The following is a 26,188-nucleotide window of genomic DNA, read 5'->3' as shown; positions in this document are numbered from 1 at the left end:
CGGATACGTCGCCGCGCCCTGTTCAAGCTTGTATGTCTGAGGGGGCGCGCCGGTGAAAGCGGAGAGGTGGCCGAGTGGTCGAAGGCGCACGCCTGGAAAGTGTGTAGGCGGGTAACCGTCTCGAGGGTTCGAATCCCTCTCTCTCCGCCATCCTTCTTTTTAACAGGTTGTTTCTGCTTTGTGATTCTGATCGGCAGGAGATCCTCCCCAACACCGTCCCTAACATTCATCTGCGCTGGCGCAGGGATTTGAAGCTTCGCGCTCCGCTCTACCGCCGCCGTTTTTCACGGCGCAATTGGCCTGCCTCTGTCTTTCCCGGCGCCCGATTTCCCACTCCGTCTGTTCCGCTTTGCTGCCGCCCGCCGATCGAGCTGCTGATGCCGCTCGCTCGACGGCGTCTGCTTTTTGGCCCCGAATGAGCCGGTTACTCGGGGAACGTGGGGACCAGAACGTCCGGTCCCGATAGGCACGATGAAAAAACCGAGGCTCGCAGCGCGATGCCTTCAACGCGCAGGTCGGCGGAAAGATGGGCGCTGTCGGAGTCTCGTCCGGCTCGCGGAACTCACTCAGAGCATCGACGAGATGTCAGACGCCCCGGTGGGATAGGCGAACATCGTGTCCTTGAGCTGGTCGGCCGTGAGCCCGTGCCGCACGGCCAGGGTGAAGACATTGATGACCTCGTCGGCGTGCGGTCCCAGCAGGTGGGCGCCCAGGATGCGCTCGCTGCCTTCCTCGACCAGGACCTTGTAACCCGAGACGGATTCCGCCTGTTGGCGCGTCGAGAACCAGCCGGGCGTCCGGTCGCACTGCATGCGAAACTTCAATCCCTGTCCATGGGCCTCGGCCTCGTCGAGCCCCACACGAGCAATCGACGGCAGGGTGAAGGCGACCGAAGGAACGCCCTTGTAGTTCGGCGTGCTGTGATTGCCTTCCAGCAGGTTCGCCACAACCACATTGCCGTCGTGATTGGACACGGGAGTCAGCGGCGGGCCCATCTGGGCAGTGTCGCCGGCGGCATAGACGGCCCGGTTCGACGTGCTCTGCAGGTATTCGTTGAGGGCCAGCTTGCCGTCCCGCAGTTCCACCCCACCGGCCTCAAGGTCGAGCGGCTCGAAGTCGGGCTTGCGGCCAGCGGCATGCACGACCAGGTCCGCTTCGAAGATTTCAGAACCGTCGTCGCCGGCTGCGGTGATGCGGAAGGCGTCGCCGGTCTTCTCGATGCGCTTGACCTCGGTGCCGGTGTGCAGGGTCACGCCGATCTCTTCGTACTTCTCCATCAGCCATCCGACCAGGTCCGGATCGAAGCCCTTGAGCATCCGCTCACCGTGCTGGAGGATCGTGACCTCGGCCCCGGCTCGCGCGGCGATATGGGAGAACTCGGCGGCGATGTAGCCTCCGCCGACCAGCACGATCCGGCGCGGCAGGCTTTCCATCTCAAGGAAGCCCTTGTTGTCGATCAGGTGCTCCTCACCGGGGATGCCCAGCTTCATCGGCTCCGCCCCGGCCGCCAGGACGATGTGCTTGGCCTCCAGCGTTTCGCCATCGACCTCAACAGCGTTTGGGCCAACGAAGCGGGCCTGCCCGTGGAAGGTCGCGATGCCGCTTTCGGAGAAGCTCTTCTCCTTCTTCTCCGGCACAGGGTCCGTGAAGCCGCGCTTGAACTCCAGCAGTTCGTGCCAGTCGATCCGCACGTCGCCCTCGACTCCCTTGCCCTGCATCCGGCGGGCGTGGTCGGCGGCAGAGGTGCCCCCGATCAGCATCTTCTTGGGATCGCAGCCGCGAAGTGCACAGGTGCCGCCATAGGGGCGAAAATCCGTCACGGCAACGCTTCGGCCCGCGGCGCTGACACGCTTTGCCACGGTGGTCGCAGCGGTGCCGCTGCCGATAACAATCACGTCGTAGGTCTTGCTCATCGTAAAACTCCTCTAGTCAGGTTCGCCGGCTGCCGCGAGCAGCCAGCCAGCCGGCCAGGGCCCCGGCGCCGACAAGGCCGGCAAGCATGGGAACCATGCGGGCCATCATGCGAGCCTTCATCCGGGGGCTTGGCGCCAGAGGTGATGAGGCGCAGCCCTGATCGCGGCGGTGCGCTTTCCTGTAGGCGGGCCCGTTTTTGATCTGTCAGCCGCGCCGCAGGCGCTGGCTTGGAACCTGCCGGGAATTGAGCCGTTCTTGGACAGTTAGCCAAGGAGACACGCCATGCAAGTTCACGAAATCATGAGCCGCGACCCGGCCTGCTGCCGTCGCACCGACCCGATCCGCGATGCCGCCATCATTATGGCCGAGAAGTCGGTCGGTTCCCTCCCGGTTCTTGACGAAGAGGAAAAGCCGGTGGGCATCGTCACCGACCGCGACATCTGCTGCCGCGCCGTCGCGGAGGGAAAAGGAAGCGACACCCCGGTGTCCGAGATCATGACCACCGACGTCATGACCACGACTCCGGAGGAGGACGTCTCGGCGTGCTGCGACAAGATGGAGGAGCACCAGGTGCGGCGCGCAATCGTTACGGATGGGAACGGAAAGTGCTGCGGGATGGTCGCCCAGGCCGACGTTGCGCGCGGTGCCAGCGGTCAGGAAACGGCCGATCTCGTTCAGGAGATTTCGAAGCCCGAGCGCAAATCGGGCTGCTGCTGACGAAATGAGGGCGCGATCAGGTCCACTTCGCGTGCCAGACGAGACGGGCGGCCCCACATCGGGCGCTGGAACCTGATGGAAGAGCCGAGTGAACACCGACCGGATCTGAAACGAAGCAGGAGGCAGGAGCATGATGGATGGAATGATGGGCGGCGGCATGATGTTCGGCATGGGTCTTGTCTGGCTGCTCATAGCGGTGGTGCTGATCCTCATCGTCGTTGCGTTGGTCAAGTACCTCCGCAAATGAGGCTGGCGAGCCATTGGATAAGCACGAAAAATCCGTAGTCATCGTCACCGGATCAAGCGGGTTTCTGGGATCTGCGGTGGTACGGCGGCTGCACGACCGCCACCGGGTCGTCGGACTGGACCGGCACTCGCCGCCCCACCCGCCGCATCAGGCTGAATGCGTCTGTTTCGACATCACCGATCAGGCGAGCGTCGACAAGGCGCTTGCCCGCGTGCGCCTTGCCTATGGCGACCGCATCGCCGCCTGCATTCACCTCGCCGCCTATTTCGACCTGACGGGGGAGGAAAGCGGTGCCTACGACGCGGTGACGGTAGAGGGAACCAAGCGTCTTCTGACGGGGCTCCAGGAGTTCGAGCTGGAGCAGTTCGTCTTCGCCTCGACCATGCTCGCCCACGCCCCGACCGCGCCGGGGCGGCCGATCGCCGAAGATCACCCCTTCGACGCGAAGCTGCCCTATCGCGCCTCGAAGATCCGCACGGAAGCCATGTTGCGCGCGGAGCGGGGCAAGGAGAAGCTTGTGCTAATGCGCCCGGCCGGCGTCTATGACGACGCTGGCCATTCGACCTTCCTCGCCCATCAGATCGCCCGCATTTCCGAGCGGCGGTTCAGCGGCAAGGTTTACCCCGGCGATCTGGCACGAGGGCAGGCCTTCCTGCATCTCGAAGACCTGCTTGATGCGGTGGAGCGCATCGTCGACCGGCGTTCCGATCTCCCTGCGGTTCTACCGCTGCTGCTGGGCGAAGAGGAACCCGTGCCCTTCGGTGAGCTCCAGCGCCTGATCGGCCGGGAGCTGCACGGCGAAGACTGGGTCACCTGGAATATTCCGCCGCGGCTGGCCAAGTTGGGAGCCTGGATGGAGAACCAGGTGCTCGGCGAGAACGCATTCATCCGTGCATGGATGGTGGACATTTCCAGCGATCACTACGAGCTCGACCTCACGGCCGCCAAGGAGCAGCTCGGATGGACGCCGCGGCACAGCCTGCGCGACGACATCCCCCGCATCGTCGAGAAACTGAAGGACGACCCCTTCGACTGGTATCGCAGCAACGGCCTGAACGCTGCCCGCGTCTCTGGTGCGAAGGTCGAGAAGGCCGCCGCCAAAGAAGAGGCTGACGAGGTGCCGCCCCCCGCCGAGCAAGATCTGGCCAACCGCGAGCATGCGGCTCACATGCGGCAGATGCATTTCTCGATGCTTTGGGTGCACTGGCTGGTCATGGGGCTGGGGCTCTGGCTTGCCACGGCGCCGTCGGTCTTCGGCACCTTCGACCAGACCGAATTCAGCGCCGCTGTCCTGCGCGTGACCGAGGATCGCGGTCTCTGGGCCGCCGCCACGCGAAGCTGGCTGACAGCCTGGAACGACGTCTTCACCGGACTCGCCATCATGATCTTCGCCGCCCTTTCGCTCCGCCCCGGCATGGGCTGGGCGCAATGGGCGAATGCCGGACTAGGCGTCTGGCTCCTGGCCGCGCCGATTGTCTTCTGGACCCCGGATGCGGCGGTATATGCCAATGATACGCTCATCGGCGCACTGGTGATCGCGCTGACCATCCTGATCCCGATGATGCCCGGCATGTCACGCGAAGGCATGATGGACAATACGGACATTCCACCGGGATGGACCTACTGCCCCTCGACCTATGTCCAGCGCCTTCCTATCATTGCCCTGGGGGCAATCGGCTTCATCCTGTCGCGAATCCTTACGGCCTATCAGCTCGGACACATCGTCGGCGTGTGGGAACCCTTCTTTTCAGCGCCCTCGGCGCTCAACGGCACCGAATACATCATCACCTCCGACGTTTCGAAGGCTTGGCCGATAGCAGATGGCGGACTTGGCGCCATGAGCTACATGTTCGAGATCCTGATGGGGGTCATGGGAAGCCGCCTGCGCTGGCGCACCATGCCCTGGATGGTGGCGCTCTTCGGAATTGTGGTGGGACCATTGGGCGTTGTCAGTATTTACTTTATCATCATCCAGCCGATCGCCATCGGGACCTATTGCACACTCTGCCTCATGGCGGCGCTGGCGATGTTGATCATGATCCCCTTCTCGCTGGATGAAATTGTGGCCATGATCCAGTTCATGGTTTGGAACACGCGGCGTGGCCGGCCCTTCTGGCGTGCCTTCTTCAAGGGCGACGCGCTGCCGGGTGGCCGCACGGGCGGAGAGATGAGCTTCGACGCGAGACCCATGGAGATCCTCCGGCAGAGCGCGCGTGGCGTCACCGTGCCCTGGACCTTGGGGCTTAGCGCCGGGATCGGAACCATGCTGATGCTCTCGCGCGCAATTTTCGGCAATCAAGCCGCGCTCGCGAACAGCGATCACCTCATAGGAGCGCTGGTCCTGACCACTGCAGTCATCGCTTGGGCCGAGGTGGCGCGTCCGCTGAGGTTTCTCAATATCCTTTTTGGTGTGTGGCTGATCGTCGCCCCGCTCTTTCTGGAAGGCGGAACCATAGCGGGAAGTCTTGTGGGGATGGCGGCTGGCCTTGCCCTGATACCGCTGAGCCTTCCACACGGGCGCCGCAGCAAGGAGCACTATGGAAGTTGGGACAGGTATATCGTTTGATGCAGATCCTCGAACTCAGCCTCTCCGCAGAACGACGATTCCTGAGGGCGGAGCAGTGTTCACCAGATTCGCCGGCACAGGTTTTGTGGCGGCGACCGAAGAAATTTTTGGACCCTTGCTTGACCCTCCAGTGGCTGGAAGCCCTATGTGTTCGCTTAAGGATAGTGTAAAAGAAGACTCGGCCTTGAACATGGGTGATGTGTGGGAAGGAAGCGCTGTCAGTGCGACGACCGTCCTGATCGTCGCATCATGAACGAGTTCGCATGTTCCGGAACGGCCTGAATGGACCAAATATCCGAAGACCGATGACGTCCAGTCATTCATCCGACGATTGCGTACACCGCTCGGTGGAACCGGGCCCAACGCGGAATAGAGTACCCAAATGAAGTTCGTAGCCCGCCTGATTCTCGTTGCCGTCCTCGCCGTGTTCGCGGGGAGTTCGGTTGCGCATGCGGCGGGCTCGGCAGATATGGCTGCCGCCATGATCGCCTCCGGTGGTGCTGCGATGCCGATGTCCGACTGCGACGCCTGTGATGACACCGGCGCGGGCGAAACGGGTCTCGCGTGCGACCTCGTCTGCGGAACCGGCAGTTTCGCAGCTGTGGTTGCGCCGCAGGCATACGGCATCGTTTCGTCTCCACGTAAGGCGCTTGGGCCAGCGGTGACGCAGGACTTCTGCGGCCTTTCGAGCCCCCCAGCCAAGCACCCTCCTCGAACCCTCATCTGATCTGATGTGCGGCGGCACCTGCGCAGTCGGCATGTCATCGAACGCCTCGGCGGCGAATGCGCCCCGAAGTGCAGTCCTTTCCCGTATCGCGTGCCTTCCGGCCGCGGCGGAGGACCAAGGGTTTGATCAGGAGTTACCATGCCCGGCCCAACTTATCCGACGCTGAGACGTCGCAGCTTCCTACTGTATTCCGGGACCGCGGTAGGCGTATTGGCACTACCGAAGGTTCTTAATGCCGCTGAACCGGTGAAGCCAGCAATGGTGACGCTCGCCTTCGACGGTGACGCTTTGCTTGCGGCGGGTTCAGACCTGCTCCGCAGCGATGATGGCGGAAGCTCATGGACGGCGCTGCCGGTCCCTGCCGTCGTCCCGGCTCTCGCGACGCACCCCGAACGGCCCGGCCGGATCATTGCCGGTCTCGCATCTGGTGGCGTCGCGCTGTCTGAAGATGGTGGACGCACCTGGGAAGGCCGCTCCCGCGGTCTCACCGAAGGAAAAGTCGACGCTGTGGCCATGGCGGCCGGGCAGCCTGACATGATCTATGCCTCGGTCCAGGGCGACGGGCTCTGGAAGAGCGAGGACGTCGGTCAAAACTGGAGCCTTGCCATGGACCGCCCCTGGCTCGCGGACGCCGAACGCGACCTGCTTGCACTCACCTCGGTGGATCTGGCTACGGGCATGGGTGGAATCTGGATCTATGCCGGCACCCCAGCGGGCCTGACCCGCGTTCCCGACTGCTTCTGTCGCTGGCAGGATGTCCAGCCGGGCGACGCGATGGATGCTCTGGTGTCCGGCGATGCGCCGCCATCGGAAGCGCCGCTTCCGGCGGGCGATCCGATCCATGCGCTGGCCAGCGCGCCGTCCGCGCCAGAGACGCTTTACGCGGCCCTGCCGTCGGGCATCTGGACCTCCCGCGACGGCGGCGTCGTCTGGTCGCACCTCGTGTACGGGTACGCCTCCGCGGTGGCGGTCCACCCGGTCGATCCCAACCACATCGTCGCTGCGCTGGATGGCGGCCTGAAGCAGAGCCGCGATGGCGGCGCCACCTGGTCCGCGCTTGCGGTCATATGAAGGAGCTTACCATGAAGAACGCATTTGCACTCACCTCAATCGCAACCATCGCGGTTGCTGGAGGCCTTGCCTTCGCCACGTATTCGTCAGCACAGGATTCAAGCCGGTCGATCAATGCTGATGCCGCCGTCTCGGAACAGGCGGTGTCCTCGAAGCAGATCACGATCTGGCGCGATCCGAGCTGCGGATGCTGTGATTCCTACGCCACATACCTCGAAGAAAAGGGCTATCAGGTGGCGCGTGTCGACGACCCGGCTTTCGATCGGCGCTCCGTCGAGGCAGGGGTTCCCGAGCAGGGACTCGGCTGCCACCTCGCCAAAATCGACGGCTACTACGTCAGCGGGCTCGTGCCAGAGGAGATCATCGAGCGGTTGGTGACCGAGCGTCCGCAAATTGCCGGCATTACGCTCCCCGGCATGCCGGCGAATGCTCCGGGCATGGCCCGAGAGAAGTCCGGCACGTTGAAGACCTACGCCTTCGGCAAGAACGGTATCACGGTGTATTCCGATGAATGACTGTATGATGGGAATGATGAACGGGCCGATGATGGGCGCGATGATGATCGGCGGCGGGCTGGTTCTGCTTCTGGTCGTCACGGTCCTCGTCCTCAGCCTCGTGGCGCTGGTGAAATACCTGCGGGGGGCGAGATGAAGCGCAAATCGACCATCCTTTTCGGCATCGCAGTTGTGGGCCTGGCGGCCATCGCCGTATTCACACAAAAACAGGTTAGCGAGGCGCCTGTAGACGGCCTGAGCTTCATGGGCGAGCCCGTGACGACGGACGAGATCGCCCGTGGCCAGGAAGTCTACGCGGCAAACTGCGCCTCCTGTCACGGCGCCAGCCTTGGGGGCCAGCCGGACTGGAAGCGGCGGCTTGACACGGGAAGGATGCCCGCGCCACCGCATGACGAGAGCGGCCATACCTGGCATCATGCAGACCGGGATCTGTTCACTATCACGAAACTCGGCGTCGGCGGCGTCGTGCCGGGCTACGAGAGCGACATGCCCGCCTATGAAGGCGTGCTGACAGACGAAGAGATCCGGGCGGTCCTCGTTTTCATCAAGAGCACATGGCCGGACCGAGAGCGCGCCTTTCAGGCGAACGTCACCGCAAATGACCAAGGCGGATCATGAGCGCGGATTCGCCGGTTGCAGTCCGAGCGCGGCTCATGAAGAGTGGCGAACAAACAGATTGATAGCGCCCACGGTCGCCCGATCAACGATGGCCCTGCATGGGCTCTGCGCAATCTCTGGTCGCCGCCTTTCGTGGGCGGAGGTGGGCGTGAACCGACGTCTGCGGAGTCTGAAGGTCGCATTGTGCTCCTGGACATCTGTGCCTTCTGGTATCCACCCTTCGGTCCTAAAGCCGTCGCTCAAATCCAGCACCATATTAACGAAAGGAACCAGCACCCATGAACGAGACAACAACCGTGCCCGGGACACCGCGAGCCTTTCCCCGGAGCCTGCCGCTTGGCCGCCGGGGCTTGGTGTTGTCAGCGATGACGCTTATTGCGGCTGGTCTCGCCCTAAACTGGGGGTGGCTCACCGCCGTGGGTGCGGCGCCGCTGATCCTGAGCCTCGCCCCTTGCACCCTGATGTGCGGGCTCGGGCTCGGGCTCTGCATGCAGAGTAACTCGAAATCTTGCACGAGCAAGAGCAATCCGGCCGGAGAGCCGGATCTCACCAAGAACTGAACCAGAAAACCTAGGAGTATAGTATCCGGCATGTTAGCTCACAGTGAACTGTCCCATCATGCCGGAATCCTCATGTTCCAGGATGTGGCAATGATACATGTAGGGCGCCTCCGGAGTTGCAGGGTGATCGAAGCGAACCAGGATCTCGGCGCTGTTTTCGATCCAGACCACGTCCTTCATGCCCGTTTCAGCGAAATCGACGGATATGCCGTTCTGAGTGAGCACTTGGAAGGAAGTGCCATGAACATGGAAAGGGTGTGACATCATGTCAGCTGATATTTCCCAGATCTCTGTCTCGCCCCTGCGCAACTGTTGATCGATGCGTCCCATGTCATAGGCTTGTCCGTTGATCCCGAACGTCGGCCGGCCGCCGAACATGGCCCGCATCATTCCCATGCCCATCATCATGTTGAGCCGGAATTCGCGCCGTCGGACTGGCTCGCCGAAAACCGGGAGGTAAGCGCCGCTGAACTCTTGCGGCAGCTCAGAGACGGTAGCAGGTCGACTCCCACCAACAACCACTTTCAGGACCTCAAGATCGGAACCACCACCCATCATACCACCACCCATCATGCCGCCCATCATCTGCACCGGGACATCCTGGGATACGAGACGCGCTTCCGCGCCGTTTGAGAAATCCACGAGGATCTCCGCACGTTCCGCAGGCGCAAGCTGAAGCTGGCTACGGCTCACGGGGGCCGGAAGAAGACCGGCATCGCTGGCGATCTGATGAAAACGCCGACCATCGTCAAAGCTCAAGACGTAGACGCGCGCGTTGGAGGCATTCAGAAGCCGAAAACGCACCAACCCTTGTGGTACATGAGCCACCGGTTCGAGCGCTCCGTTGACCGCAATACGATCACCGCGGAATCCCTGCATCGCGGCCATTCCGCCGTCATCGTATTGAAGGTTGCCCCGCCGCGTAAATGCTTTGTCCTGAATGATGAGAGGAATGTCATCGACCCCATATGCCGAGGGTAGCACGCTCGTGTCCGCCCGGTCGTCCTCGATCAACAGCAGGCCGGCGAGGCCGCGATAGACCTGGTCTCCGGTGCGACCGTGTGGATGCGAATGATACCAGAACGTGCCCGCTGGCTGGTCGATATCCAATGCCTGTTCAATATTCCTGCCCGAAGCGATCAGGGATTGCGGGCCGCCGTCGAGCCAGCCGGGAACGTGCAAGCCGTGCCAATGGGACGTGATCTCACTCTCAAGCCGGTTGCCGATGGTCAGTCGGGCCGTCCGCCCCCGTCGCATCCGCAGGGTAGGGCCCAAGTGATCCTGTGACCACCCCAGGGTTTGAGCCTGCTCTCCTTCGATAAATGCATGCGTTCCCTCGATGGCATCGAGCCGGTTACCGGACTCCTCGCCCACCTCCATCAGGGGAGGAATAGGCAACTGTCCTCCGAAGACGGGCTGCGCTCGGACGCGACCCACCAAGCCGGGAGCGGCAATCGCCGCCATCGAGCCTGCGATGAAACTGCGTCTCTTCATGATGTGTTCTCCATCTGAATTCGAGGCTGCCGATCGAACCTTACTCTATTTGGCGGGTGAATTCCCTGTCTCTTCGTAAGCGTTGTTCAGCATTTGAAGTTCCAGGGTAGCAGTTGATCGCTGTCTTTCTGTGTATGGCCTTTAACGCTAGCTGTAAGGACGCCGGTCAGATAGCCGTGTGGCTCGAACTGGTTCAATTTGCAGGCTTCAAAGAGTGACGCGAGCAATGCCCAGTTTTGCGCGCCTGCGTCATGCCCGGCGAAGAGCGCGTTTTTTCTTTGCAGGGGCGGATCGTGCGTCAAAGGGCTTCTTTTGCAAATGGCTCTGCACCAATGCCGCCAAACCAGCAGATGCAGGCGTCCGAATCCGGGTCGCAGGACGGCTGCCCGGGCCGAAACCCGGGCGCCCCATTACCTGAGTTGGAGCGAAGACCGAATTCATCAGAACGCGCCTCGTCCCCTACGTCGATGGCTTGAGCAACGGGCAAGGAGTTGGCTAAACCAGGGGCCCATCCGAGGTTCCATCTCCTTCCCTGTCGCGCGGCGTCCTTACCGCATCGCGCGCTTGTGCGCCGAAGGCTTCGCGTTGGCAGCACGGCATCGAACCGGGCGCGCCGGATTCACCAGACGCTCCCTGACATTGCGTTACTTGAGAGCGGTCACGGTAAGCTTTCCATTGACCCGGTCAGCGACGAACTCGATGTCCTGACCTTCAGACATTTTGGCGATCAGGTCCTTGTCGGCCCGGAACACCATCGTCATCGCAGGGATGTCAAGGGCGACCAAAGGACCATGAATAATCGTAACCTTTCTGGCTTTGCCTCCAAGCCTTGGGCCTTGGAGGTGCAATTAGGCGCAATTTGCTTTCCTGTGTCTCCTGTGGGTGAAACAGAGGTAATCGATGAGATTACTTCAGCCACCATCTACAATTGCGGCTTTCGGTTGGAATTGTCTCCTGGCACGCATCCATTCAAAACCTTTCACCCCAGACCCCTGATAGTCCCGCGGGGGAGGTCGAAGCAGAGCAAGTCAGATCGCAGATTAGGAGGTGTGTGGATGGCGTGCAGCTCGGACGAGGTTCGTACTCCCTGTGTCGCTCGTCTACTCGGCCGGCCTCGGGATCCCGTTTCTGGTCGTGGCCGCGTTCACGGACACCATCGCGGGAAAGCTGCGGGTCATCGGCCGAGTTGGACGCCGTCTGCATCAGGTCGCTGGGGGTGTAATGGTTCTGATGGGCCTCGCAATGATATCAGGCCGCCTGAGTGCCTTCTCGTATTGGCTCCTCGATGTTTTTCCAGTCCTTGAACGAATTGGCTGAATCGACGCTGCTGCCTCAACCCGTTCGTTCGGGGTTGAAGGTGAGAAGCCGGAGGGCATTCAGTGTTACAAGAACTGTCGCGCCAGTATCGGCAAGGATGGCGATCCAGAGCCCGGTGATCCCGAAGATGGTGGTCACCAGAAACACCGCCTTGAGCCCGAGCGCGATTGCCACGTTCTGCCTGATGTTCGTCATGGCTGCGCGAGCAAGCCGAATCTTGCCGGCTACGTCGGTTACCCGATTGCGCAGGATCGCAGCGTCCGCGGTTTCGAGCGCGACATCCGTTCCCGAGCCCATAGCCACGCCGATGTGGGCGGTGGCGAGCGCTGGGGCATCATTGATGCCGTCGCCCACCATCATGACATGGCCCGCGGCCGTCATCTCGCGGATCGCCGCGACCTTGCCTTCGGGCATCAATTCGGCGCGATGGTCAATGCCCAGCCCAGCGGAAATGGCTGCTGCCGTGCGCCGGTTGTCGCCGGTCAGCATCACAGACGCGATGCCAAGCGCCTTGAGTTGCTGCACCGCGCGGGCGGCATCCTCCCGGGGTTCGTCCCGGAGCGCTACGAGTCCGACCAACTGGCTCCGGCGGAAGACCGCGACGACTGTCTTGCCTTCATCTTCCATGCCGACCACCGCCCCGAGCGCGTGGTCGTCCAACACACCGCGCTCCCCGGCGAACCGTGGAGAGCCCACCCAGGCGGTTTCACCCTCAACGACTGCTTCGGCCCCTTTGCCCGGAAGCGCTTTGGCGGCGGTCGCGGCCAGGAACGGCGCTCCCGCAGCTTCCGCGCGGGACAGGATCGCCTCCGCCAGAGGATGGCTCGACCCCGCTTCGACGGCGGCAGCCAGCGCCAGCACCTCCGTCTCCGATCCCGAGATCGGCACCACGTCCGTGACGCGCGGCCGTCCGTGGGTCAGGGTTCCGGTCTTGTCGAATGCGACATGCGTGGTGGCCGCCGCGGCCTCGATCACGGCGCCTCCTTTCATCAGCAGCCCGCGACGCGCGCCTGAAGAGAGCGCAGAGGCGATGGAAGCCGGTACCGAGATCACCAGCGCGCAGGGGCATCCGATCAGGAGAAGCGCGAGCGCCCGGTAGATCCACGTATCCCAGCCTTGCCCGAACGCGAGGGGCGGGACGATGGCCACCAGCACCGCAACTCCGACGACGGCCGGCATGTAGATACGGCTGAAACGGTCGATGAAGCGCTCGGTCGGGGCTCGGGCGCTTTCCGCTTCCTCAACCAGCCGGATGATACGGGCAATGGTGTTGTCCTCGGCCGACTTGGTGACCCGAACACGCAGCGCCGCCTCGGAATTGATGGAGCCGGCAAAGACGGAGGCACCGGGTTCCTTCAGCTTCGGCACACTCTCGCCCGTGACGGCGCTCTCATCGACGCCCGAGGTGCCCTCGATAACTTCGCCATCTGCCGGGACCCGGTCGCCCGGGCGCACCAGAACGATCTGGTCCACCTGCAGCTGGTCGGCTGGTATCACCCGAGTCCGGCCGCCGATCTCCAGGATCGCGGTCTTCGGTACCAGACGAGCGAGCGCCCGGATCCCGTCGCGAGCCTTGTTCGCCGCAACACCTTCGAGAACCTCCCCGACGGCGAAGAGGAAGACGACGAGCGCCGCTTCCTCGGCGGCGTCGATGACGAGCGCGCCGCTGGCGGCGATTGTCATCAGCATCTCGATCGTGAACGGCATCCCCGCTCTGGCGGACGCGACGGCGCGGCGTGCGATAGGGGCGACGCCGACGAGCGTGGCGAGGACGAACGCCCAAGTCGCCACGTCCTGGGAAGCGAACAGTTTCACGGCCCATGCCGCCGCGAGGAGGAGACCGGTGCCGATGACCAGTCTGCCCTTCACGGTCCGATACCAACGCGAACCGGGCGCGGGCTGGCTCTCGGGCTCTGTCGATCCAGTGTCGGGCTCAAACCCTGCTGCATCCTGCGCGCCGTCGGGGGAGAACGAGCGGGCGCCCGCCGGCAGCACGAAGCGTTTCCGATCGGGGCTCGATCCTTTCGCCGCGATCCCGTAGCCGAGCCGCTTGACGATCGCCTCGATCTGGTCGCGAGCGGTCTGCGCTTCATCGAGTGTCAGCCGAAGCCGCTCGGTCATCAGCGCCACATCGACGTCGCTCACGCCGGGCAGGCGTTCGACCGCACCCCGGACCTTGCCGGCGCATGACGCACAGTCCATCCCGGTAACCGTCCATTCGTAGGTTGCACTGTCGTTCGCCGTCATCACACCCTTCCACCCCGCCCAGCGGGCAACATTGTATTTGCTGAGTCGGAAACCTAAGGTCTCTAGTAGCTATAGCTTCAAGAGGAAATTTGATGCTCACCATCGGAAAATTGGGCGAAGCGGCCGGCGTGAAGGTTCCAACGATCCGCTACTACGAGCAGATCGGGCTCCTGCCGGAGCCAGATCGCAGTGCCGGGAACCAGCGGCTCTATGGGCAGTCGGCCCTGGATCGGCTAGCCTTCATCCGCCATGCGCGGGAGCTCGGTTTTCCGCTGGAGGCTATCCGCGACCTTCTGAGCCTCACCGACAACCCCGGCCAATCCTGCGCAGCCGCCGACGTCATTGCGAAAAAGCAGCTCGCTGCGGTGAAGGCGCGCATCGTGCGGCTGACGGCGCTGGAAGCTGAGCTCAAGCGCATGATCACGCAATGCGCACAGGGTACCGTGGCCGACTGCCGCGTGATCGAGGTGCTGAGCGATCATTCACATTGCGCGCAGGACCACAGGACGTCCGAGGCCGCCGAATGACGGCGCTGCCGACCTGGCGATCTATGCCGCCGCGGCTCTGGCCGAAATTGCGGGCTGTTTCGCGATCTGGGCTTGGTGGCGCCTCGGTAGCTTGGCTGGTTCCGGGCATTGCGAGCCTGATCGCCTTCGGCTGGCTCCTGGCGCAGATCGACTTGGCTTTCGCCGGGCGCGCCTACGCAGCCTACGGAGGCGTCTACATCGTGGCGTCCGCGCTCTGGATGTGGCTGGCCGAAGGCGAGCGACCCGACCACTGGGACCTCACAGGCGGCGTCGTTTGCCCTGCGGGCACGGCCCTGATCCTGTTCGCCCCGCGCGGCGTCTAGACATGAATCCGCACGCAGCCCTTGAACCTCTAGCGACTAGAGGAACTAGAACTGCCTCTCGGCTGTTTCTTGGGGCAGCAGGCTGCTGCTTTTTTTGGGGAGGATCGAGTGGCTTGCGCATGCAGGGCAAGGTGAAGCGTGCGTTGGAAGGTCAGCAAGGAGGGGAAGCGAACTAATGACCAAAGTACTGCCAGAGGATCCGGATGAACGTCAGCGCCGTACGCTCTGGACGGTTCTGCTGCTGAATGCGGCCATCGCCATCGGCTTTTTTGCGACAGGCGCATTGGGCGACTCCAGTGCGCTGATCGCCAACGGACTGGACAACACCTCCGACAGTTTCGTGTACGCCATCAGCCTTTTCGCCCTGTCTCGTTCGGACAAATGGAAACGCGGGGCCGCCAACGTGTCGGGAGGGCTGCTGCTGATCTTCGCGGCTGGCATCCTGATCGATGCTGTTCGCCGCTACTACACCGGCTCCGAGCCGCTCGGCCCGCTCATGATTTCCATGGCCCTCATTGCAGCGGTCGTGAACGGCATCTGCATCTGGCTTCTTAGCCGGCTCGAGGACCCGGACGTGAACGTCAGGGCGGCCAACACCTTCAGTCGCAACGACTTCACTTCAAACGGCGGGATTCTCGTAGCAGGCGGTCTTGTCTGGTGGCTGGGCAGCAACTGGCCCGACCTCGTGGTCGGCATCGCGGTTGCCGGCGTCGCCGCCTGGGGCGGGATCGGAATCCTGCGCGACGCGCATGGTGAGCACCACAAGGCCGTTCACCAAGGTGACGCCAGAAAATGAGAGAGAACACGATGTCTCACGACCACGACCACGACCACGACCACGACTACGACCACGGCCACGCCCATATTGACCCCAAGTCCGGTGACCGGCGGGTCTCTATTGCGATATGGGCCAACGCGCTTCTGACCGTCGCCCAAATCATCGGTGGCATGCTGTCCGGAAGCCTCGCCCTGATCGCGGACGCGCTTCACAACTTCTCCGACATGGCCTCGCTGGTCATCGCCTTCGCCGCGCGCAAGATCGCACGGCGGCCGGCGGACAAGCGCATGACCTTCGGGTACGGTCGGATCGAGATTGTCGCGGCCCTGATCAACTACACCACGTTGATCCTCGTTGGCTTCTACCTGATTTACGAAGGTGGTATGCGGATGATCGATCCGCCCGAGGTCGCCGGCTGGACGGTCGTGATCCTTGGCGGCGTGGCGCTTGTCGTGGACACGTTGACCGCACTGCTCACCTATTCAATGCAGAAGCACAGTGTGAACATTCGCGCGCTGTTCCTGCACAACCTGTCGGACGCCTTGGCATCGGTCGCCGTGATCGTGGGTGGCGCGCTGATCATCCTTTACGACATGCGATGGGTCGATCCGGCGATCACCATCGCTATCGCGCTCTATATCCTCTACCTGGCTTTCACCGAGATCGGTGGGCCGATCCGGACCCTGATGCTCGGCAGCCCGCCGGACATCGACAACGATGCGGTTGTGGCTGCGTTGCGTGGCATCGACGGGCTGGCTGACATCCACCACGTCCATTTCTGGCAGATGGAAGAGCATGCTGCGGCGCTCGACACACATGTGGTGATCGAGGTGAATTCATGGGATCGCCTCGAGGACATCAAGCACGCGATAAAGCGGGTGCTCGAGAGCGAATTCGGCATCACGCACTCGACGCTTGAGCTCGAGCGACAGGATCGGGCCCACCAGAATGCCAGCCTCTATGGACATGGAGGAGAGCGGGATGCGGACTGATGCGCGAGGCCGCGCGGGAGCGATGACGGGGTTGCGACAATGAAAATAGGACTCGGGGTGGAGAGTATTGGTACCGTCCCGGTGTCCCGGCCTACCCCTCCTCCGTCCGGCTGGTGGATAGCCTGAAATCGCCAGGTTTCAGCGATCCATAGCGGTCGTGTTGCGAACGGACGGTCGCCCCAACCGGGCCTAAGAGGAAGTTGGCCAGCCATTCTTCTGTGTTGCCCGCTGCGGCGATCGAGAACTGATGATCATTCCGGTGTATAAAACCTTCAACGGGAGGCCGCCGCCGTAGTTCCCTCGATCCCTGCCGGACGACGCTGGTTCATCCGCCAGAAGCGGCGCGCCGGCCTCGATGATCGAGGACTGGATGGGCGGCCCCGCGCACAAGTTTCGGTGCTTACCCTGGCTGAGCCGGGCTCTGGCAGTTGTCGGTCGGGGGAGAGCGAAGTAGAGCAGTCTGACTTCAGCTTGAGGCCTGGTTCGCGCACAGCAGCACGAGATTGCGCGGTAAATGCCTCCAAGGTTTATTGGGTGCAGGTAGGCGCAATTTGCTTTCCTGTGCCTCCTGTGGGCGAAACAGAGGTAATCGAGGAGATCACTTCAGCCACCATCTACAATTGCGGCTTTCGGTTGGAATTGTCTCCTGGCACGCATCCATTCAAAACCCTTCACCCCAGACCCCTGATAGTCCCGCGGGGGAGCGCGAAGCAGAGCAAGTCAGATCACAGGTTAGGAGGTGTGTGGATGGCGTGCAACTCGGACGAGGTCCGTACTCCCTGTGTCGCTAAGTCATCATATGTCAGCATTCATCGGGCCAAGAGGCGCCATCTGCATCGTTGGCGCATGCGCGGTGATGGAAGTAACGTGGCAATCTAGGCTCGCATTTGCATTCGGCGGGACGCAAAAAAGCGTCTCGTGAGCCCTCGTGCCATCCGAAATGTTGGTCCATAACGAGACGCGAAAACGCGTCTACTTATAATATCTCCACCAGGGGTGGCGTCCACTACCAACGAATCGGCACCGCAACGGCGACGTCCCGTCGCAAGGGTCAGAGCATTTAAGTCCCGCAGCAGCGGCGATCCTTGCGCTTCTTCTTCCAATTTTCGACATGCTTGCTTGTGACGGCCTTCCAGCGGTTGGTTGCGGGAGCCCCCATGTGGTCGGCATAGCACGTAAGGCGGAAAATGCTGGGCTCGCGTTGTCCCCGATAAGCCCGGCCGCGTTCCACGTCGATGAAGCCGAAGTACTCCAGCTCCCGGATGGCGCCGGCAACAGAGGCCTGTCGAATTCCATAATCGGCAAACTGTCTGTGGGTCACGACCAGGCGACCGTTCATCGTCCCAGCATGCGCCATGTGCTCCAAGAGAAGTCGCATAAGTGCCATTATGGCGCTGCGCGAGAGCGCACCGAACGCCACGCTATCGAGGAAAGAGAAAGTCAGCCAGATCCATGACTCACCGCGCGGTGGCGTGGCATAGCGCCCCGCCTTGCTGGAGCCGACCTCGCCCCGGCGCAGTCGCTCGTGCTTGTCCCTACCCACGATCAGGCCTCCGCTGCCAAGCTCGGTGACAGGAGCCGGCATGAAAAATCGAAATCCAGGCGGACCTTGGGGCCCCCGATCCGGTCCGCGAGGTCACGGTCGAGGATGCGTGCCATGCTCAGGCCAAGACCCGAGCGTGTAGGAGGGAGCCCACTCATGGCTCCCCTCCAAACCAATCAGGCAGATTTTCGAGGACCTCCTGTGCGACGGGGTCAATTTCGCCCGCCTGGACGTGGACGAAACGGATCAGCGCTTTTTTGGTGCGGAGGTACTTGTCAGAGCGCCAACGCGCTCGTCCATTCCTCCTTCCCACACGACGTTGGAGGATCCATTGCAGGTCGCCACCGCATTCAATGACGCGCCAGCGCTCGTTGAGCACTGCGACAATCTTGTAGTAGCCGTCAGCTTCTTCCCTGCGGCTGGAAGAAGGTGGGTCCTTCGCGCTCGGCTTTGCGCAGCCCTGCGCAAAGCCAGGGTTGAATGGAGAAGCAGCGGCTTCTTCCGGCGAGTGATCCGGGGAGCGGTGAAAGGGGTTCATCACCGCGCCCTCTCTAAAGGCAGCCGCGAGGCAGATCCCGCAGGTAGGCCTCAAGCTCCTCGACGAGGATGAGCGTGCGCTTGCCGCACTTGCGCGGTGTCAGCTTGCCTTCATTGAAAAGCTTGTAGAGGGTGGAGCGGCCGAGGCCGGAGACTGCGATGGCTTCCGGCAGAGTGAGAGCGATCTTGTCCATGTTTGGTGATTTCCGCTGGCAAGGCGGCCAGTGCGCGAGCTCACACAACCGTAAGCCCGCTCCCCATCAATCACCTGGATGCACAGTGGTCCACTTGGTCAACTTAACTATGACCAAGTCGACGTGCGGTCGAAGTTAGTCAAGATCTTGGAGGATGTCATCTGGAAGCCGCGGGACACTCATGAGCCAACTCCAATCGCTGATCACCGTGCCCCGAGGCACCCACAGATCCTCCGCTCGAAGCCAAGAACTCTTCCGGGAGTGGGGCACAAAAGTTGTCAAAAAATAGGCGTAATGCCCGGTCGCTACCGGTAGATTGGCAGGCGGTGTTAGAAGGTTCTGCAGAAAGGTGGAAATTTTGTGATCGGAGATGGCGACGCACGCCGCAGCAAGCGGCGCTATAGAACTGAAACTCTGCCAAGCGTTCTTGAGGGTGGTCAACGCTAGTAGTTCCTTCTTCGCCAACGCTTTCTGAGCCTTAACCAAGCTAGGCCCCTTCCTCAAACGCTCGTCTTCAACATGGTTGACAATCATGGAGATTAGAAAAAGGGCGGAGGCACCAGCAAAATAGGCATCCTGAACCCCCCTCCTTGCATCAGCATAAAGTGCGTCCAGGCCCACTCCTGAGCTGATGGTTGCGTATACTGCCTTCCGGTCCAGTTTGCCCTCGAAGAAGGCAATTATCCACTCCTTCTGAGCGGGATTGATATCGGAGTATCGTTCGTCGGCTACAGCGGTCTCTAAGTGGGTTTGCTTTGCGGCCGAAATCAGACTGAAGAAGGCTTTGCGCTTCTCAGCATCTCTTGGCCAAGCAACGTGGGCTGCAATAGCAAATGGATGCGTGTCATCAATTGTTCGCATTGAGCACCACCACCTTCCCTTTATTCTCCGTCTGGCTACACCACGTTCCCCAAGCCTCCATCAGCCTCCGTCGCTTCGACAGCGCGTCAGCGCGGCGATAAGCCCGTTCGGTGGCATCGCCGACCCTGTGCGCCAGCGCCTGCTCGGCCACCTCGCGGGGGAAGCTGGTCGCGTCCCCTGCCCAGTCACGGAACGAGGAGCGGAAGCCGTGCACAGTATATGCGCTCTGGCCCAGGCGGCGCATCAGCATCTGCATCGCCATTGGCGACAGCGGCCTGCCCGGCTTGGCACCAGGAAAGACGAACTCCGACTGTCGGAGCGGATGAAGGTCATCGAGGATTTCCAGTGCACGGTCGCTCAGCGGCACCCGATGCTCGCGGCCTGCCTTCATGCGGCTGGCGGGGACGATCCACAGGGCCTGATCGCGATCGATCTCGTCCCAGCGGGCACTGATAACCTCGCCGGAGCGCGCCGCGGTGAGGATCAGGAACTCCAGCGCACGGGCAGCCATGGCCTCCGAATTGCGAAGGATGGCCATGAATGAAGGCACATCCTGATGCGCAATCGCCGCGTGGTGGCCTCTTGTCAGCTTTTGTCTGCTTGGAAGGACGTTTTTCAAGTGCCCGCGCCAGGCCGCGACGTTCTCGCCCGAGCGCCATCCACGGGCCTTGGCGAAGTCGAGCACGCGCTCGATCCGGCCGCGCAAGCGGGAGGCCGTCTCGGGGATCTCCTGCCAGATCGGCGAGAGCACCTGCAGCACATCATCGGTGCCAATCTCCGATGGCTTCTTGCCGTGCAGGGGCTTGGCATAGGTGGTCAGCGTTGCTCGCCATTGCGCGCGGTGCTTGTCGTTGCGCCACTGATGCTCCATCGAACTGAGAAACAGCTCCATGCACTCACCAAAGCTCGGCTCCTCGGTCTTGCGTTTTTCCGCGATCGGGTTGCGCCCTTCCTGCACTGCTTCGCGGGCAACAGCAGCCAAGCGCCGCGCCTTCGCGAGCGAAACGGTAGGATAGGGTCCGAGCCCCATCTCAGAACGCTTGCCGCGCGAGCGCCAGACGAACACCCAAGAGCGGGATCCCGAGGTTTTTATGTTGAGATAGAGTCCGCCGCCATCTCCAAGCAGGCCTGGCCGGCTGGCTGTCCGGCACTGCACGTCCGAAAGCTTGTGAACCGCCCTTGGCATCTTTCTCTCCCCAGCGCAACGGAGGCGACATGTCGCACTCCGACCCTAACTCTCTCCCTAACACAAGTTAGGGATAAAGGCGACCATAGATGGACAGCGGCAATCGATAGAGTGACGTAAAGCTAAGCAATACAGCCGGTTGACGAACAATATGGGATGACAGCGCACTGCGATGCGGCGGACTCTCTCTCCGCCATTTTGAAAAATAGCTTGCTGTTTATAGCAGGTGAGCCAGTATAGAATGGTGTCGTTCGTCTGGTGGGTAGAGCATTCTGAAGATGCCCGCGCCAAGCCGCGACCTTTTCGCTCCCGACACAGTGCATAATGACACGCGTCCGCCTCTGAAATTTGGTGCTCTTGCGAGATGACACCGCTCTCAAGGTACAGCAGATCGAGAGACACTTTGCCACAACCCCGGCGCTTCTATCGCCTGCCGCGTCACCGCATGGTGGTATACGGCGCACGGGTTGCGATGTGATGCGCGCGCGCGATCGACAGGACCATGCTGCGGGGCGGGCGGGCAACCGCCAGAGCTTCAACGCAATCAGGCTGTTCCGATGTTTGAGATCTGGCTTCCGCTCATAGGCGGTTTTTTCTTCTTGGTTGGCGGCGGCGATCTGCTTGTGCGCGGCGCTGTTCAGGTGGCCAGCAGGGCCGGTGTCTCGCCGTTGGCAATCGGACTGACGCTCGTCGGGTTCGGTACGTCGACCCCGGAACTCGTGACAACAGTACAGGCCGCTCTGGTGGGCTCGCCAGGCATCGCCTACGGCAACATCGTGGGATCCAATATCGCCAATATCCTGTTGATCGTTGGCGTTTCGGCAATCATCTATCCAATGGTCGTAACATCGGCAGCACTGCGGCGGGACGGCATGGTAATGATCGCAGCGGCTCTGGTCTTTTCGATAATCGCGGCATTGATGCCGATGGACCGGTGGCTCGGCGCGATCTTCGTCGCTGCGCTCGGGGTCTACGTCTTCATCGCATTTCGTCAGGAACGCAGGCCCACAGCGGCGTTGGACCACGGCGCCGTCTACGACAAGAGCATCGCACTTCAGGCCACTGATCCGGGCACCGCACCGCAGCCTGCTTCTTCGAGTTCGATACTAACCCCTGTTTTGATCACGCTTGGCGGCCTCGTTCTGGTCGTGCTGGGCGGTGTGCTGCTCGTGGATGGGGCCGTCACCCTCGCCCAGTCCCTCGGTATTTCGGAAACAGTGATCGGCCTGACGATCGTCGCTGTCGGCACGTCCCTGCCTGAACTCGTGACGTCTGTGCTGGCGGCCTTCCGCAGGCAAGGCGATGTTGCCTTTGGCAACATCGTCGGGTCGAACATCTACAACATCCTTTTCATCGGAGGGACGACGGCCGTGATTGCGCCCGGCGAGGTTCCGGCAGATATTGTGAGCTTCGACAACCTTGTCATGATTGGCGTGTCGCTCGCGCTTGTCGCCTTCGCCTGGACGGGCCTCAGGATCGCGCGTTGGGAAGGCGTGGCGCTTCTCGCCGGATATGTCGTTTATGTCTATGTTCTCTGGCCCTGAGCGGATTTACGAAGCAGACCGCCGGGATAAAAAGCAACGGTCGATAAGCAGACGGGCGTTGAGTACATTCAATCCCATCCTGGCACGGCATCCGAACGTCAACGCAGCGGCATGGTCTCGACAAGCCGGAACAGTGCGTTCAGGGTTTCCATTTCACGCTCGACCGGCGCAAAGACCGTTTCGGTGCTGGTGGTATCCGCTCCAAGCAGCTGCAGCTGTTTCACGTCGTCGTTGCGGCCCGTCCCCGTGCGCCAGACAAAGCCGATACCCAGTCCGTTGACCACCGCTTCATAGACACCGTCGCGCGTATCGAGCGTCAAAAACGGCGAGGGCGCGACCGTGTGGCGACGAAAATATCGGTCGAGCACCTTCTGGGTCGATGAACCCGACGTGCGAAAGATCAATCGTTGGTCCAATAGCTCTTCGCAGTTCACCGCATCGTTTTGTGCAAGCGGATGCGAAAGCGCGACAATGGCAACCACGTGATTGGTCAAAAGCTCCTTGCGACGAAACCGCCCGTCTTTCGGAACCTCGGGCAGGATGCCGACGTCGACGGTGTGATTGATCACCTGCCGCATGATCTTGTCGTGCGAACCGGTCGTAACCTGCAGCGAGACATGCGGGTAAGCCTTGTTGAACGCGGCAATAACAGACATTCCCGGCATGGCGTTGCCGAGCCCGACGGACAATTCGCCCTTGGCCAGCGATCCGTGACGCACCAACATCTGCTCGAGCGTCTGATGTTCGGTGATGACCCGCTCCGCCGCATCGCAGACCCGCTCGCAAAGCGGTGTCGGCCGCAGCCGGCCTTGCTCGCGGACGAAAAACGCAATGCCATATTGCGCTTCCAGTTTGCGCACCTGTTGCGAAATTCCCGGCTGTGTAATCCCGATTTGCCGGGCCGCGGCGGCATAGGAGCCGGTTTCGGCCACCGCGCGCAGCGCTTCCAGTGCGCGAAGAGAAAAAGTCACGACAGATCATAGCCCCTGTTTGAGTTGAGCAAATCCTAGCTTTCATTTGTCACAGCCCTGTCACAGCCGCAAGTCAAACCGATCCCGACAGCAGATCCGCGCTCGCATTCGCAAAGCCCGAATGATCGACGGGACAATTTACGACATGCGTGGCCGGGAACCAGGACCTTTTACGTGATGCTCGAACGGACCAATACCGCCGAAATCGCCCTCCACCTCTCGCCCGGTCTGGTCGACGAAGACCGTCTCGTGCTGTGCGACCTCGATGGCTGCCTGGTCTCTGAGGGTCGGGCCTATGCGGATTCTGCGGCATTTCTTGACGCCTGTGGCGATCGGCTCTGGCTCGTCTCGAACAATTCGACCCATTGCGCCGCTGATCTCAGCGCCGCCCTGGCCGCCGGCGGCCTGACGGTCCCGGCCAGCCGCATTCTTCTGGCCGGCGAACAGACGCTGGTGCATCTGGCGCAGCTTTATCCCGGCGCACGGCTTGCGCTTTTTGCCAGCCCGGCGATGGAAGCTGAGGCAAGCCGACTTGGCTTTCGGCTGACAACCGAAACGCCCGACCTCGCTTTGCTGTGCCGCGATATCCAGCTGACGCTCGAGCGCCTGAATTCCATGGCCGCCCTCATCCACGGAGGCGCGGAATTCTGGGTTGCAAACACCGACAACGCGCATCCCGGGCACAAAGGTCAGCCGATCGCCGAGACGGGCGCGCTGATCGCCGCCTTAAGGGCCATGCTGAACCGGGTGCAATACGAAAGTATAGGCAAGCCGCATCCGCATCTTGCCGCGCTCGCCCTCGCAAAGTCTGGCGTGAATGCAAAAGACGCTGTCTTTGTCGGCGACAATCCCGCCACCGATGGAGCCATCGCACGGGCCATCGGGATCCGCTTCATTCAGTTGCAGCGCAAGGGCGTCCCCGCATGACCCTCTACGTTCTCCGAACTCTGGCGAAGATGGCGCTGACGCTGCTCACCATCATCACGCTGGTCTTCTTTGCCGCCCGTCTGTCCGGCAGTCCGCTGGACACCTTTCTTGGCGACGGCCTGACTGAGGAAGACAGGGCTCTGATGATCGAATATTTCGGTTTGGAGCGCTCTGTCTGGCACCAGTATATCGCCTATCTCCGCGGCATTCTCGACGGCAACTTCGGTCTTTCATTCATGGAACGCCGTCCGGTGGCCGAGATCGTCGCCGAACGCATCGGCCCCTCATTGCAGCTGCTGGGCAGCGCCATTGCTCTGACGCTGGCGGTTTCCGTCCCGCTCGGGGTCGTCGCCGCCCTGTGGCGCGACAGCTGGGTCGGCAGCGCCGTGATGGCGCTCGCCTTCACCGGATATGCAGTGCCGAATTTCGTCATCGCCACATTCATGGTCCTGATTTTCGCCTTTGTGCTGAACTGGCTGCCGGTCGTTGGCAATGGCACCGCTCTGCACTTCATCATGCCAACAATCGCCATGTCGGGCGTGCTGATCGCGGCGCTCACCCGCTTCACCCGCAATGCGATGCTTGACGTGTTGGGCCAGGATTTCATGCGCACCGCGCGTGCCAAGGGCCTGCCGGAGACGGTTGTGATCCTGAAGCACGGGCTGCGCAATGCCGGCGTCACCGTCCTGTCGGTCCTGGGTCTTCAGATCGCCGGCATGGCGGCCGCAGGCAATGTCGTGATCGAAGCGATCTTCAGCTGGCCGGGAATTGGTGAGTTGTTGGTATCGGCGGCGATCATCCGGGATTACCCGGTGCTGCAGTTCGGCGTGATTGCCGTGGCCTTCGCGGTGGTCACCATCAATGCCCTGACCGACATCGCTTATGTCATCGCCGATCCGCGCATCCGCATGGCGAAAGGTTAGAACATGACCGCCACCACACACATTCCCTCTCGCGTCGGTGTGTTCGGCTCGTTCTGGCGTGATGCCAACGCCGTCCAAAAGGCGGCCGCGCTGATCGGCGTCACCCTCGTTCTGATGGCTGTGCTGGCACAGGCCATTGCGCCTTACGATCCGCTGCAACAAAGTCTCATATCGCGCCTGCGTCCGCCCCAGGGGTTCGAGCGCCACAAACCGGGATTCCTGCTGGGCACCGACGAACTTGGCCGCGATGTCCTTTCACGCAGTCTGTTCGGTCTGCAACTAACGCTTGGTCTGGCGCTGGCCGGTGCCTGCCTCGGCCTGTTGATCGGCGGCACGCTGGGACTATTGGCGGGACTGCGCCGCGGCTGGGCGGAGGATGTGACCATGGCTGCGGTCGACCTTCAGATCGCCGTGCCCTTCACACTGCTGGCGCTGTTGATCCTGGCGCTGTTCGGAACGTCCCTGACGGTCATGGTCTGCGTCCTCGGCATTGCCGGATGGGAGCAGTATGCGCGGATCGTGCGAGCCGAGGTCCGCAAGATCACCGAACTGCCTTTCATCGAGGCGGCGCGCGCCTCCGGCGGTGGTCAGCGTTATGTCGCGCTGACCCATGTTCTGCCCAACATCGTCTCGCCGTTGGTGGTGCAGTTCACCCTGTCATTCTCGAACATCGTGATCCTCGAATCGACCTTGTCCTTCCTCGGGCTCGGCGTGCAGCCGCCGACCGCCACGCTTGGCACCATGGTGGGTTACGGCCGCGACTACATGCCCACGGCCCCCTGGCTGGTGATCGCACCGGCCGCGCTGATCGTCCTCATCACCTTTTCCGTGCAGATCCTCGGCGACTGGTTGCGTGATCGCGCCGACGTTCGCCTGCGCGTTCGCTAAC

At 62.0% G+C, this 26,188-nt stretch carries 24 protein-coding genes, 1 tRNA gene and 3 pseudogenes; 17 read left to right on the top strand and 11 right to left on the bottom strand.

Annotation, left to right across the window (positions count from 1 at the left end):
• Positions 1 to 60 precede the first annotated feature (60 nt).
• Positions 61 to 150 (top strand) — tRNA-Ser (locus tag KY465_RS10690).
• 416 nt (positions 151 to 566) lie between these two features.
• On the opposite strand, the gene KY465_RS10685 is transcribed toward KY465_RS10690, so the two are convergent.
• Positions 567 to 1,913, bottom strand: a complete 1,347-nt coding sequence (locus tag KY465_RS10685; RefSeq protein ID WP_219201624.1) for a dihydrolipoyl dehydrogenase family protein — start codon at positions 1,911 to 1,913, stop codon at positions 567 to 569.
• Positions 1,914 to 2,196: 283 nt separating this feature from the next.
• On the opposite strand from KY465_RS10685, the gene KY465_RS10680 reads away from it, so the two are divergent.
• From KY465_RS10680 to KY465_RS10645, 8 genes are all read left to right on the top strand, one after another.
• The gene (locus KY465_RS10680) at positions 2,197 to 2,631 is read left to right on the top strand and encodes a CBS domain-containing protein (protein ID WP_219201623.1); all 435 of its coding nucleotides are present in this window, start codon (positions 2,197 to 2,199) and stop codon (positions 2,629 to 2,631) included.
• Between the two features lie 218 nt (positions 2,632 to 2,849).
• Positions 2,850 to 5,444 carry an NAD-dependent epimerase/dehydratase family protein gene (locus tag KY465_RS10675; RefSeq protein ID WP_428982979.1) on the top strand — a complete coding sequence of 865 codons (2,595 nt, stop codon included), beginning with the start codon at positions 2,850 to 2,852 and terminating at the stop codon, positions 5,442 to 5,444.
• A 382-nt stretch (positions 5,445 to 5,826) separates the two neighbouring features.
• Complete coding sequence (locus tag KY465_RS10670) at positions 5,827 to 6,171, top strand: hypothetical protein (protein ID WP_219201621.1); 345 nt, start codon at positions 5,827 to 5,829, stop codon at positions 6,169 to 6,171.
• Positions 6,172 to 6,429: 258 nt separating this feature from the next.
• Entirely contained in the window at positions 6,430 to 7,242 is an 813-nt protein-coding gene (locus tag KY465_RS10665; protein WP_219201620.1) for a WD40/YVTN/BNR-like repeat-containing protein, read from the top strand.
• An 11-nt stretch (positions 7,243 to 7,253) separates the two neighbouring features.
• Positions 7,254 to 7,757 carry a DUF411 domain-containing protein gene (locus tag KY465_RS10660; RefSeq protein ID WP_219201619.1) on the top strand — a complete coding sequence of 168 codons (504 nt, stop codon included), beginning with the start codon at positions 7,254 to 7,256 and terminating at the stop codon, positions 7,755 to 7,757.
• Entirely contained in the window at positions 7,750 to 7,893 is a 144-nt protein-coding gene (locus KY465_RS10655) for a hypothetical protein (RefSeq protein WP_219201618.1), read from the top strand. The genes KY465_RS10660 and KY465_RS10655 overlap by 8 nt, the downstream gene beginning before the upstream one ends.
• Complete coding sequence (locus KY465_RS10650) at positions 7,890 to 8,375, top strand: c-type cytochrome (RefSeq protein ID WP_219201617.1); 486 nt, start codon at positions 7,890 to 7,892, stop codon at positions 8,373 to 8,375. Before KY465_RS10655 ends, KY465_RS10650 begins: the two co-directional genes overlap by 4 nt.
• Before the next feature lie 278 nt (positions 8,376 to 8,653).
• Complete coding sequence (locus KY465_RS10645; RefSeq protein WP_219201616.1) at positions 8,654 to 8,935, top strand: hypothetical protein; 282 nt, start codon at positions 8,654 to 8,656, stop codon at positions 8,933 to 8,935.
• Between the two features lie 33 nt (positions 8,936 to 8,968).
• Here the strand turns inward: KY465_RS10645 and KY465_RS10640 are convergent, their stop codons facing one another.
• The 4 genes and pseudogenes from KY465_RS10640 to KY465_RS10620 all read right to left on the bottom strand — a co-directional run bounded on the left by KY465_RS10640 (position 8,969) and on the right by KY465_RS10620 (position 13,993).
• Complete coding sequence (locus tag KY465_RS10640; RefSeq protein ID WP_219201615.1) at positions 8,969 to 10,429, bottom strand: multicopper oxidase family protein; 1,461 nt, start codon at positions 10,427 to 10,429, stop codon at positions 8,969 to 8,971.
• Positions 10,430 to 10,515: 86 nt separating this feature from the next.
• Positions 10,516 to 10,713, bottom strand: a pseudogene (locus tag KY465_RS10635) (transposase domain-containing protein); the annotation flags it as partial.
• Positions 10,714 to 11,073: 360 nt separating this feature from the next.
• Positions 11,074 to 11,259 (bottom strand): annotated as a pseudogene (locus tag KY465_RS10630) (copper-binding protein); the annotation flags it as partial.
• A 502-nt stretch (positions 11,260 to 11,761) separates the two neighbouring features.
• A complete protein-coding gene (locus KY465_RS10620; RefSeq protein ID WP_219201611.1) occupies positions 11,762 to 13,993 on the bottom strand; it encodes a heavy metal translocating P-type ATPase in 2,232 nt (743 codons plus the stop codon).
• Positions 13,994 to 14,085: 92 nt separating this feature from the next.
• Between KY465_RS10620 and KY465_RS10615 the strand changes: the two genes are divergently transcribed.
• From KY465_RS10615 to KY465_RS10600, 4 genes and pseudogenes are all read left to right on the top strand, one after another.
• Positions 14,086 to 14,520: a MerR family transcriptional regulator gene (locus tag KY465_RS10615; protein WP_219201610.1), complete on the top strand. Its 435-nt coding sequence runs from the start codon at positions 14,086 to 14,088 to the stop codon at positions 14,518 to 14,520.
• A 13-nt stretch (positions 14,521 to 14,533) separates the two neighbouring features.
• A pseudogene (locus tag KY465_RS10610) lies at positions 14,534 to 14,843 on the top strand (YnfA family protein).
• Between the two features lie 175 nt (positions 14,844 to 15,018).
• Positions 15,019 to 15,639, top strand: coding sequence for a cation efflux transmembrane domain-containing protein (locus KY465_RS10605; protein ID WP_219201609.1), 621 nt, complete (start codon positions 15,019 to 15,021; stop codon positions 15,637 to 15,639).
• A complete protein-coding gene (locus KY465_RS10600; protein WP_255561559.1) occupies positions 15,636 to 16,613 on the top strand; it encodes a cation diffusion facilitator family transporter in 978 nt (325 codons plus the stop codon). The genes KY465_RS10605 and KY465_RS10600 overlap by 4 nt, the downstream gene beginning before the upstream one ends.
• A 1,060-nt stretch (positions 16,614 to 17,673) precedes the next feature.
• Here the strand turns inward: KY465_RS10600 and KY465_RS10595 are convergent.
• The 5 genes from KY465_RS10595 to KY465_RS10575 form a co-directional block, all read right to left on the bottom strand.
• Positions 17,674 to 18,198, bottom strand: a complete 525-nt coding sequence (locus KY465_RS10595) for a hypothetical protein (protein WP_219201608.1) — start codon at positions 18,196 to 18,198, stop codon at positions 17,674 to 17,676.
• A 112-nt stretch (positions 18,199 to 18,310) separates the two neighbouring features.
• Entirely contained in the window at positions 18,311 to 18,694 is a 384-nt protein-coding gene (locus KY465_RS10590; RefSeq protein WP_219201607.1) for a hypothetical protein, read from the bottom strand.
• A gap of 13 nt (positions 18,695 to 18,707) precedes the next feature.
• Entirely contained in the window at positions 18,708 to 18,887 is a 180-nt protein-coding gene (locus KY465_RS10585; protein WP_219201606.1) for a helix-turn-helix transcriptional regulator, read from the bottom strand.
• Between the two features lie 135 nt (positions 18,888 to 19,022).
• On the bottom strand, positions 19,023 to 19,748 hold the full coding sequence (locus tag KY465_RS10580) for a hypothetical protein (protein WP_219201605.1): 726 nt from the start codon (positions 19,746 to 19,748) through the stop codon (positions 19,023 to 19,025).
• Complete coding sequence (locus KY465_RS10575; RefSeq protein WP_219201604.1) at positions 19,735 to 20,934, bottom strand: tyrosine-type recombinase/integrase; 1,200 nt, start codon at positions 20,932 to 20,934, stop codon at positions 19,735 to 19,737. Before KY465_RS10575 ends, KY465_RS10580 begins: the two co-directional genes overlap by 14 nt.
• A gap of 557 nt (positions 20,935 to 21,491) precedes the next feature.
• Between KY465_RS10575 and KY465_RS10570 the strand changes: the two genes are divergently transcribed.
• Positions 21,492 to 22,478 carry a calcium/sodium antiporter gene (locus KY465_RS10570; protein ID WP_219201603.1) on the top strand — a complete coding sequence of 329 codons (987 nt, stop codon included), beginning with the start codon at positions 21,492 to 21,494 and terminating at the stop codon, positions 22,476 to 22,478.
• Positions 22,479 to 22,576: 98 nt separating this feature from the next.
• Here KY465_RS10570 and KY465_RS10565 read toward each other — a convergent pair whose 3' ends face one another.
• Positions 22,577 to 23,449 carry a LysR family transcriptional regulator gene (locus KY465_RS10565; protein ID WP_219201602.1) on the bottom strand — a complete coding sequence of 291 codons (873 nt, stop codon included), beginning with the start codon at positions 23,447 to 23,449 and terminating at the stop codon, positions 22,577 to 22,579.
• Between the two features lie 177 nt (positions 23,450 to 23,626).
• Here KY465_RS10565 and KY465_RS10560 point away from each other — a divergent pair, with 177 nt between their 5' ends.
• The 3 genes from KY465_RS10560 to KY465_RS10550 are packed head-to-tail and all read left to right on the top strand — an operon-like array spanning position 23,627 to position 26,187.
• On the top strand, positions 23,627 to 24,376 hold the full coding sequence (locus tag KY465_RS10560) for an HAD family hydrolase (protein ID WP_255561620.1): 750 nt from the start codon (positions 23,627 to 23,629) through the stop codon (positions 24,374 to 24,376).
• Positions 24,373 to 25,299, top strand: a complete 927-nt coding sequence (locus KY465_RS10555) for an ABC transporter permease (protein ID WP_219201600.1) — start codon at positions 24,373 to 24,375, stop codon at positions 25,297 to 25,299. The genes KY465_RS10560 and KY465_RS10555 overlap by 4 nt, the downstream gene beginning before the upstream one ends.
• A 3-nt stretch (positions 25,300 to 25,302) precedes the next feature.
• Positions 25,303 to 26,187, top strand: coding sequence for an ABC transporter permease (locus tag KY465_RS10550; RefSeq protein WP_219201599.1), 885 nt, complete (start codon positions 25,303 to 25,305; stop codon positions 26,185 to 26,187).
• The last annotated feature ends 1 nt before the right edge of the window (position 26,188 follow it).

It is taken from the genome of Neohoeflea coraliihabitans (assembly GCF_019334345.1).
Classification (GTDB): Bacteria; Pseudomonadota; Alphaproteobacteria; order Rhizobiales; family Rhizobiaceae; genus Pseudohoeflea; species Pseudohoeflea coraliihabitans.
Note: the sequence above shows the minus strand (reverse complement) of the source record. Positions and strands in the feature narration are given on the sequence as shown.

What these genes read in the sequence shown, in the direction of transcription:
- KY465_RS10685 (WP_219201624.1), bottom strand. Translation starts at nt 1,913, where the DNA reads ATGAGCAAGACCTACGACGTGATTGTTATCGGCAGCGGCACCGCTGCG.
- KY465_RS10680 (WP_219201623.1), top strand. Translation starts at nt 2,197, where the DNA reads ATGCAAGTTCACGAAATCATGAGCCGCGACCCGGCCTGCTGCCGTCGC.
- KY465_RS10670 (WP_219201621.1), top strand. Translation starts at nt 5,827, where the DNA reads ATGAAGTTCGTAGCCCGCCTGATTCTCGTTGCCGTCCTCGCCGTGTTC.
- KY465_RS10665 (WP_219201620.1), top strand. Translation starts at nt 6,430, where the DNA reads ATGGTGACGCTCGCCTTCGACGGTGACGCTTTGCTTGCGGCGGGTTCA.
- KY465_RS10660 (WP_219201619.1), top strand. Translation starts at nt 7,254, where the DNA reads ATGAAGAACGCATTTGCACTCACCTCAATCGCAACCATCGCGGTTGCT.
- KY465_RS10655 (WP_219201618.1), top strand. Translation starts at nt 7,750, where the DNA reads ATGAATGACTGTATGATGGGAATGATGAACGGGCCGATGATGGGCGCG.
- KY465_RS10650 (WP_219201617.1), top strand. Translation starts at nt 7,890, where the DNA reads ATGAAGCGCAAATCGACCATCCTTTTCGGCATCGCAGTTGTGGGCCTG.
- KY465_RS10645 (WP_219201616.1), top strand. Translation starts at nt 8,654, where the DNA reads ATGAACGAGACAACAACCGTGCCCGGGACACCGCGAGCCTTTCCCCGG.
- KY465_RS10640 (WP_219201615.1), bottom strand. Translation starts at nt 10,429, where the DNA reads ATGAAGAGACGCAGTTTCATCGCAGGCTCGATGGCGGCGATTGCCGCT.
- KY465_RS10620 (WP_219201611.1), bottom strand. Translation starts at nt 13,993, where the DNA reads ATGACGGCGAACGACAGTGCAACCTACGAATGGACGGTTACCGGGATG.
- KY465_RS10615 (WP_219201610.1), top strand. Translation starts at nt 14,086, where the DNA reads ATGCTCACCATCGGAAAATTGGGCGAAGCGGCCGGCGTGAAGGTTCCA.
- KY465_RS10605 (WP_219201609.1), top strand. Translation starts at nt 15,019, where the DNA reads ATGACCAAAGTACTGCCAGAGGATCCGGATGAACGTCAGCGCCGTACG.
- KY465_RS10600 (WP_255561559.1), top strand. Translation starts at nt 15,636, where the DNA reads ATGAGAGAGAACACGATGTCTCACGACCACGACCACGACCACGACCAC.
- KY465_RS10595 (WP_219201608.1), bottom strand. Translation starts at nt 18,198, where the DNA reads ATGCCGGCTCCTGTCACCGAGCTTGGCAGCGGAGGCCTGATCGTGGGT.
- KY465_RS10590 (WP_219201607.1), bottom strand. Translation starts at nt 18,694, where the DNA reads ATGAACCCCTTTCACCGCTCCCCGGATCACTCGCCGGAAGAAGCCGCT.
- KY465_RS10585 (WP_219201606.1), bottom strand. Translation starts at nt 18,887, where the DNA reads ATGGACAAGATCGCTCTCACTCTGCCGGAAGCCATCGCAGTCTCCGGC.
- KY465_RS10580 (WP_219201605.1), bottom strand. Translation starts at nt 19,748, where the DNA reads ATGCGAACAATTGATGACACGCATCCATTTGCTATTGCAGCCCACGTT.
- KY465_RS10575 (WP_219201604.1), bottom strand. Translation starts at nt 20,934, where the DNA reads ATGCCAAGGGCGGTTCACAAGCTTTCGGACGTGCAGTGCCGGACAGCC.
- KY465_RS10570 (WP_219201603.1), top strand. Translation starts at nt 21,492, where the DNA reads ATGTTTGAGATCTGGCTTCCGCTCATAGGCGGTTTTTTCTTCTTGGTT.
- KY465_RS10560 (WP_255561620.1), top strand. Translation starts at nt 23,627, where the DNA reads ATGCTCGAACGGACCAATACCGCCGAAATCGCCCTCCACCTCTCGCCC.
- KY465_RS10555 (WP_219201600.1), top strand. Translation starts at nt 24,373, where the DNA reads ATGACCCTCTACGTTCTCCGAACTCTGGCGAAGATGGCGCTGACGCTG.
- KY465_RS10550 (WP_219201599.1), top strand. Translation starts at nt 25,303, where the DNA reads ATGACCGCCACCACACACATTCCCTCTCGCGTCGGTGTGTTCGGCTCG.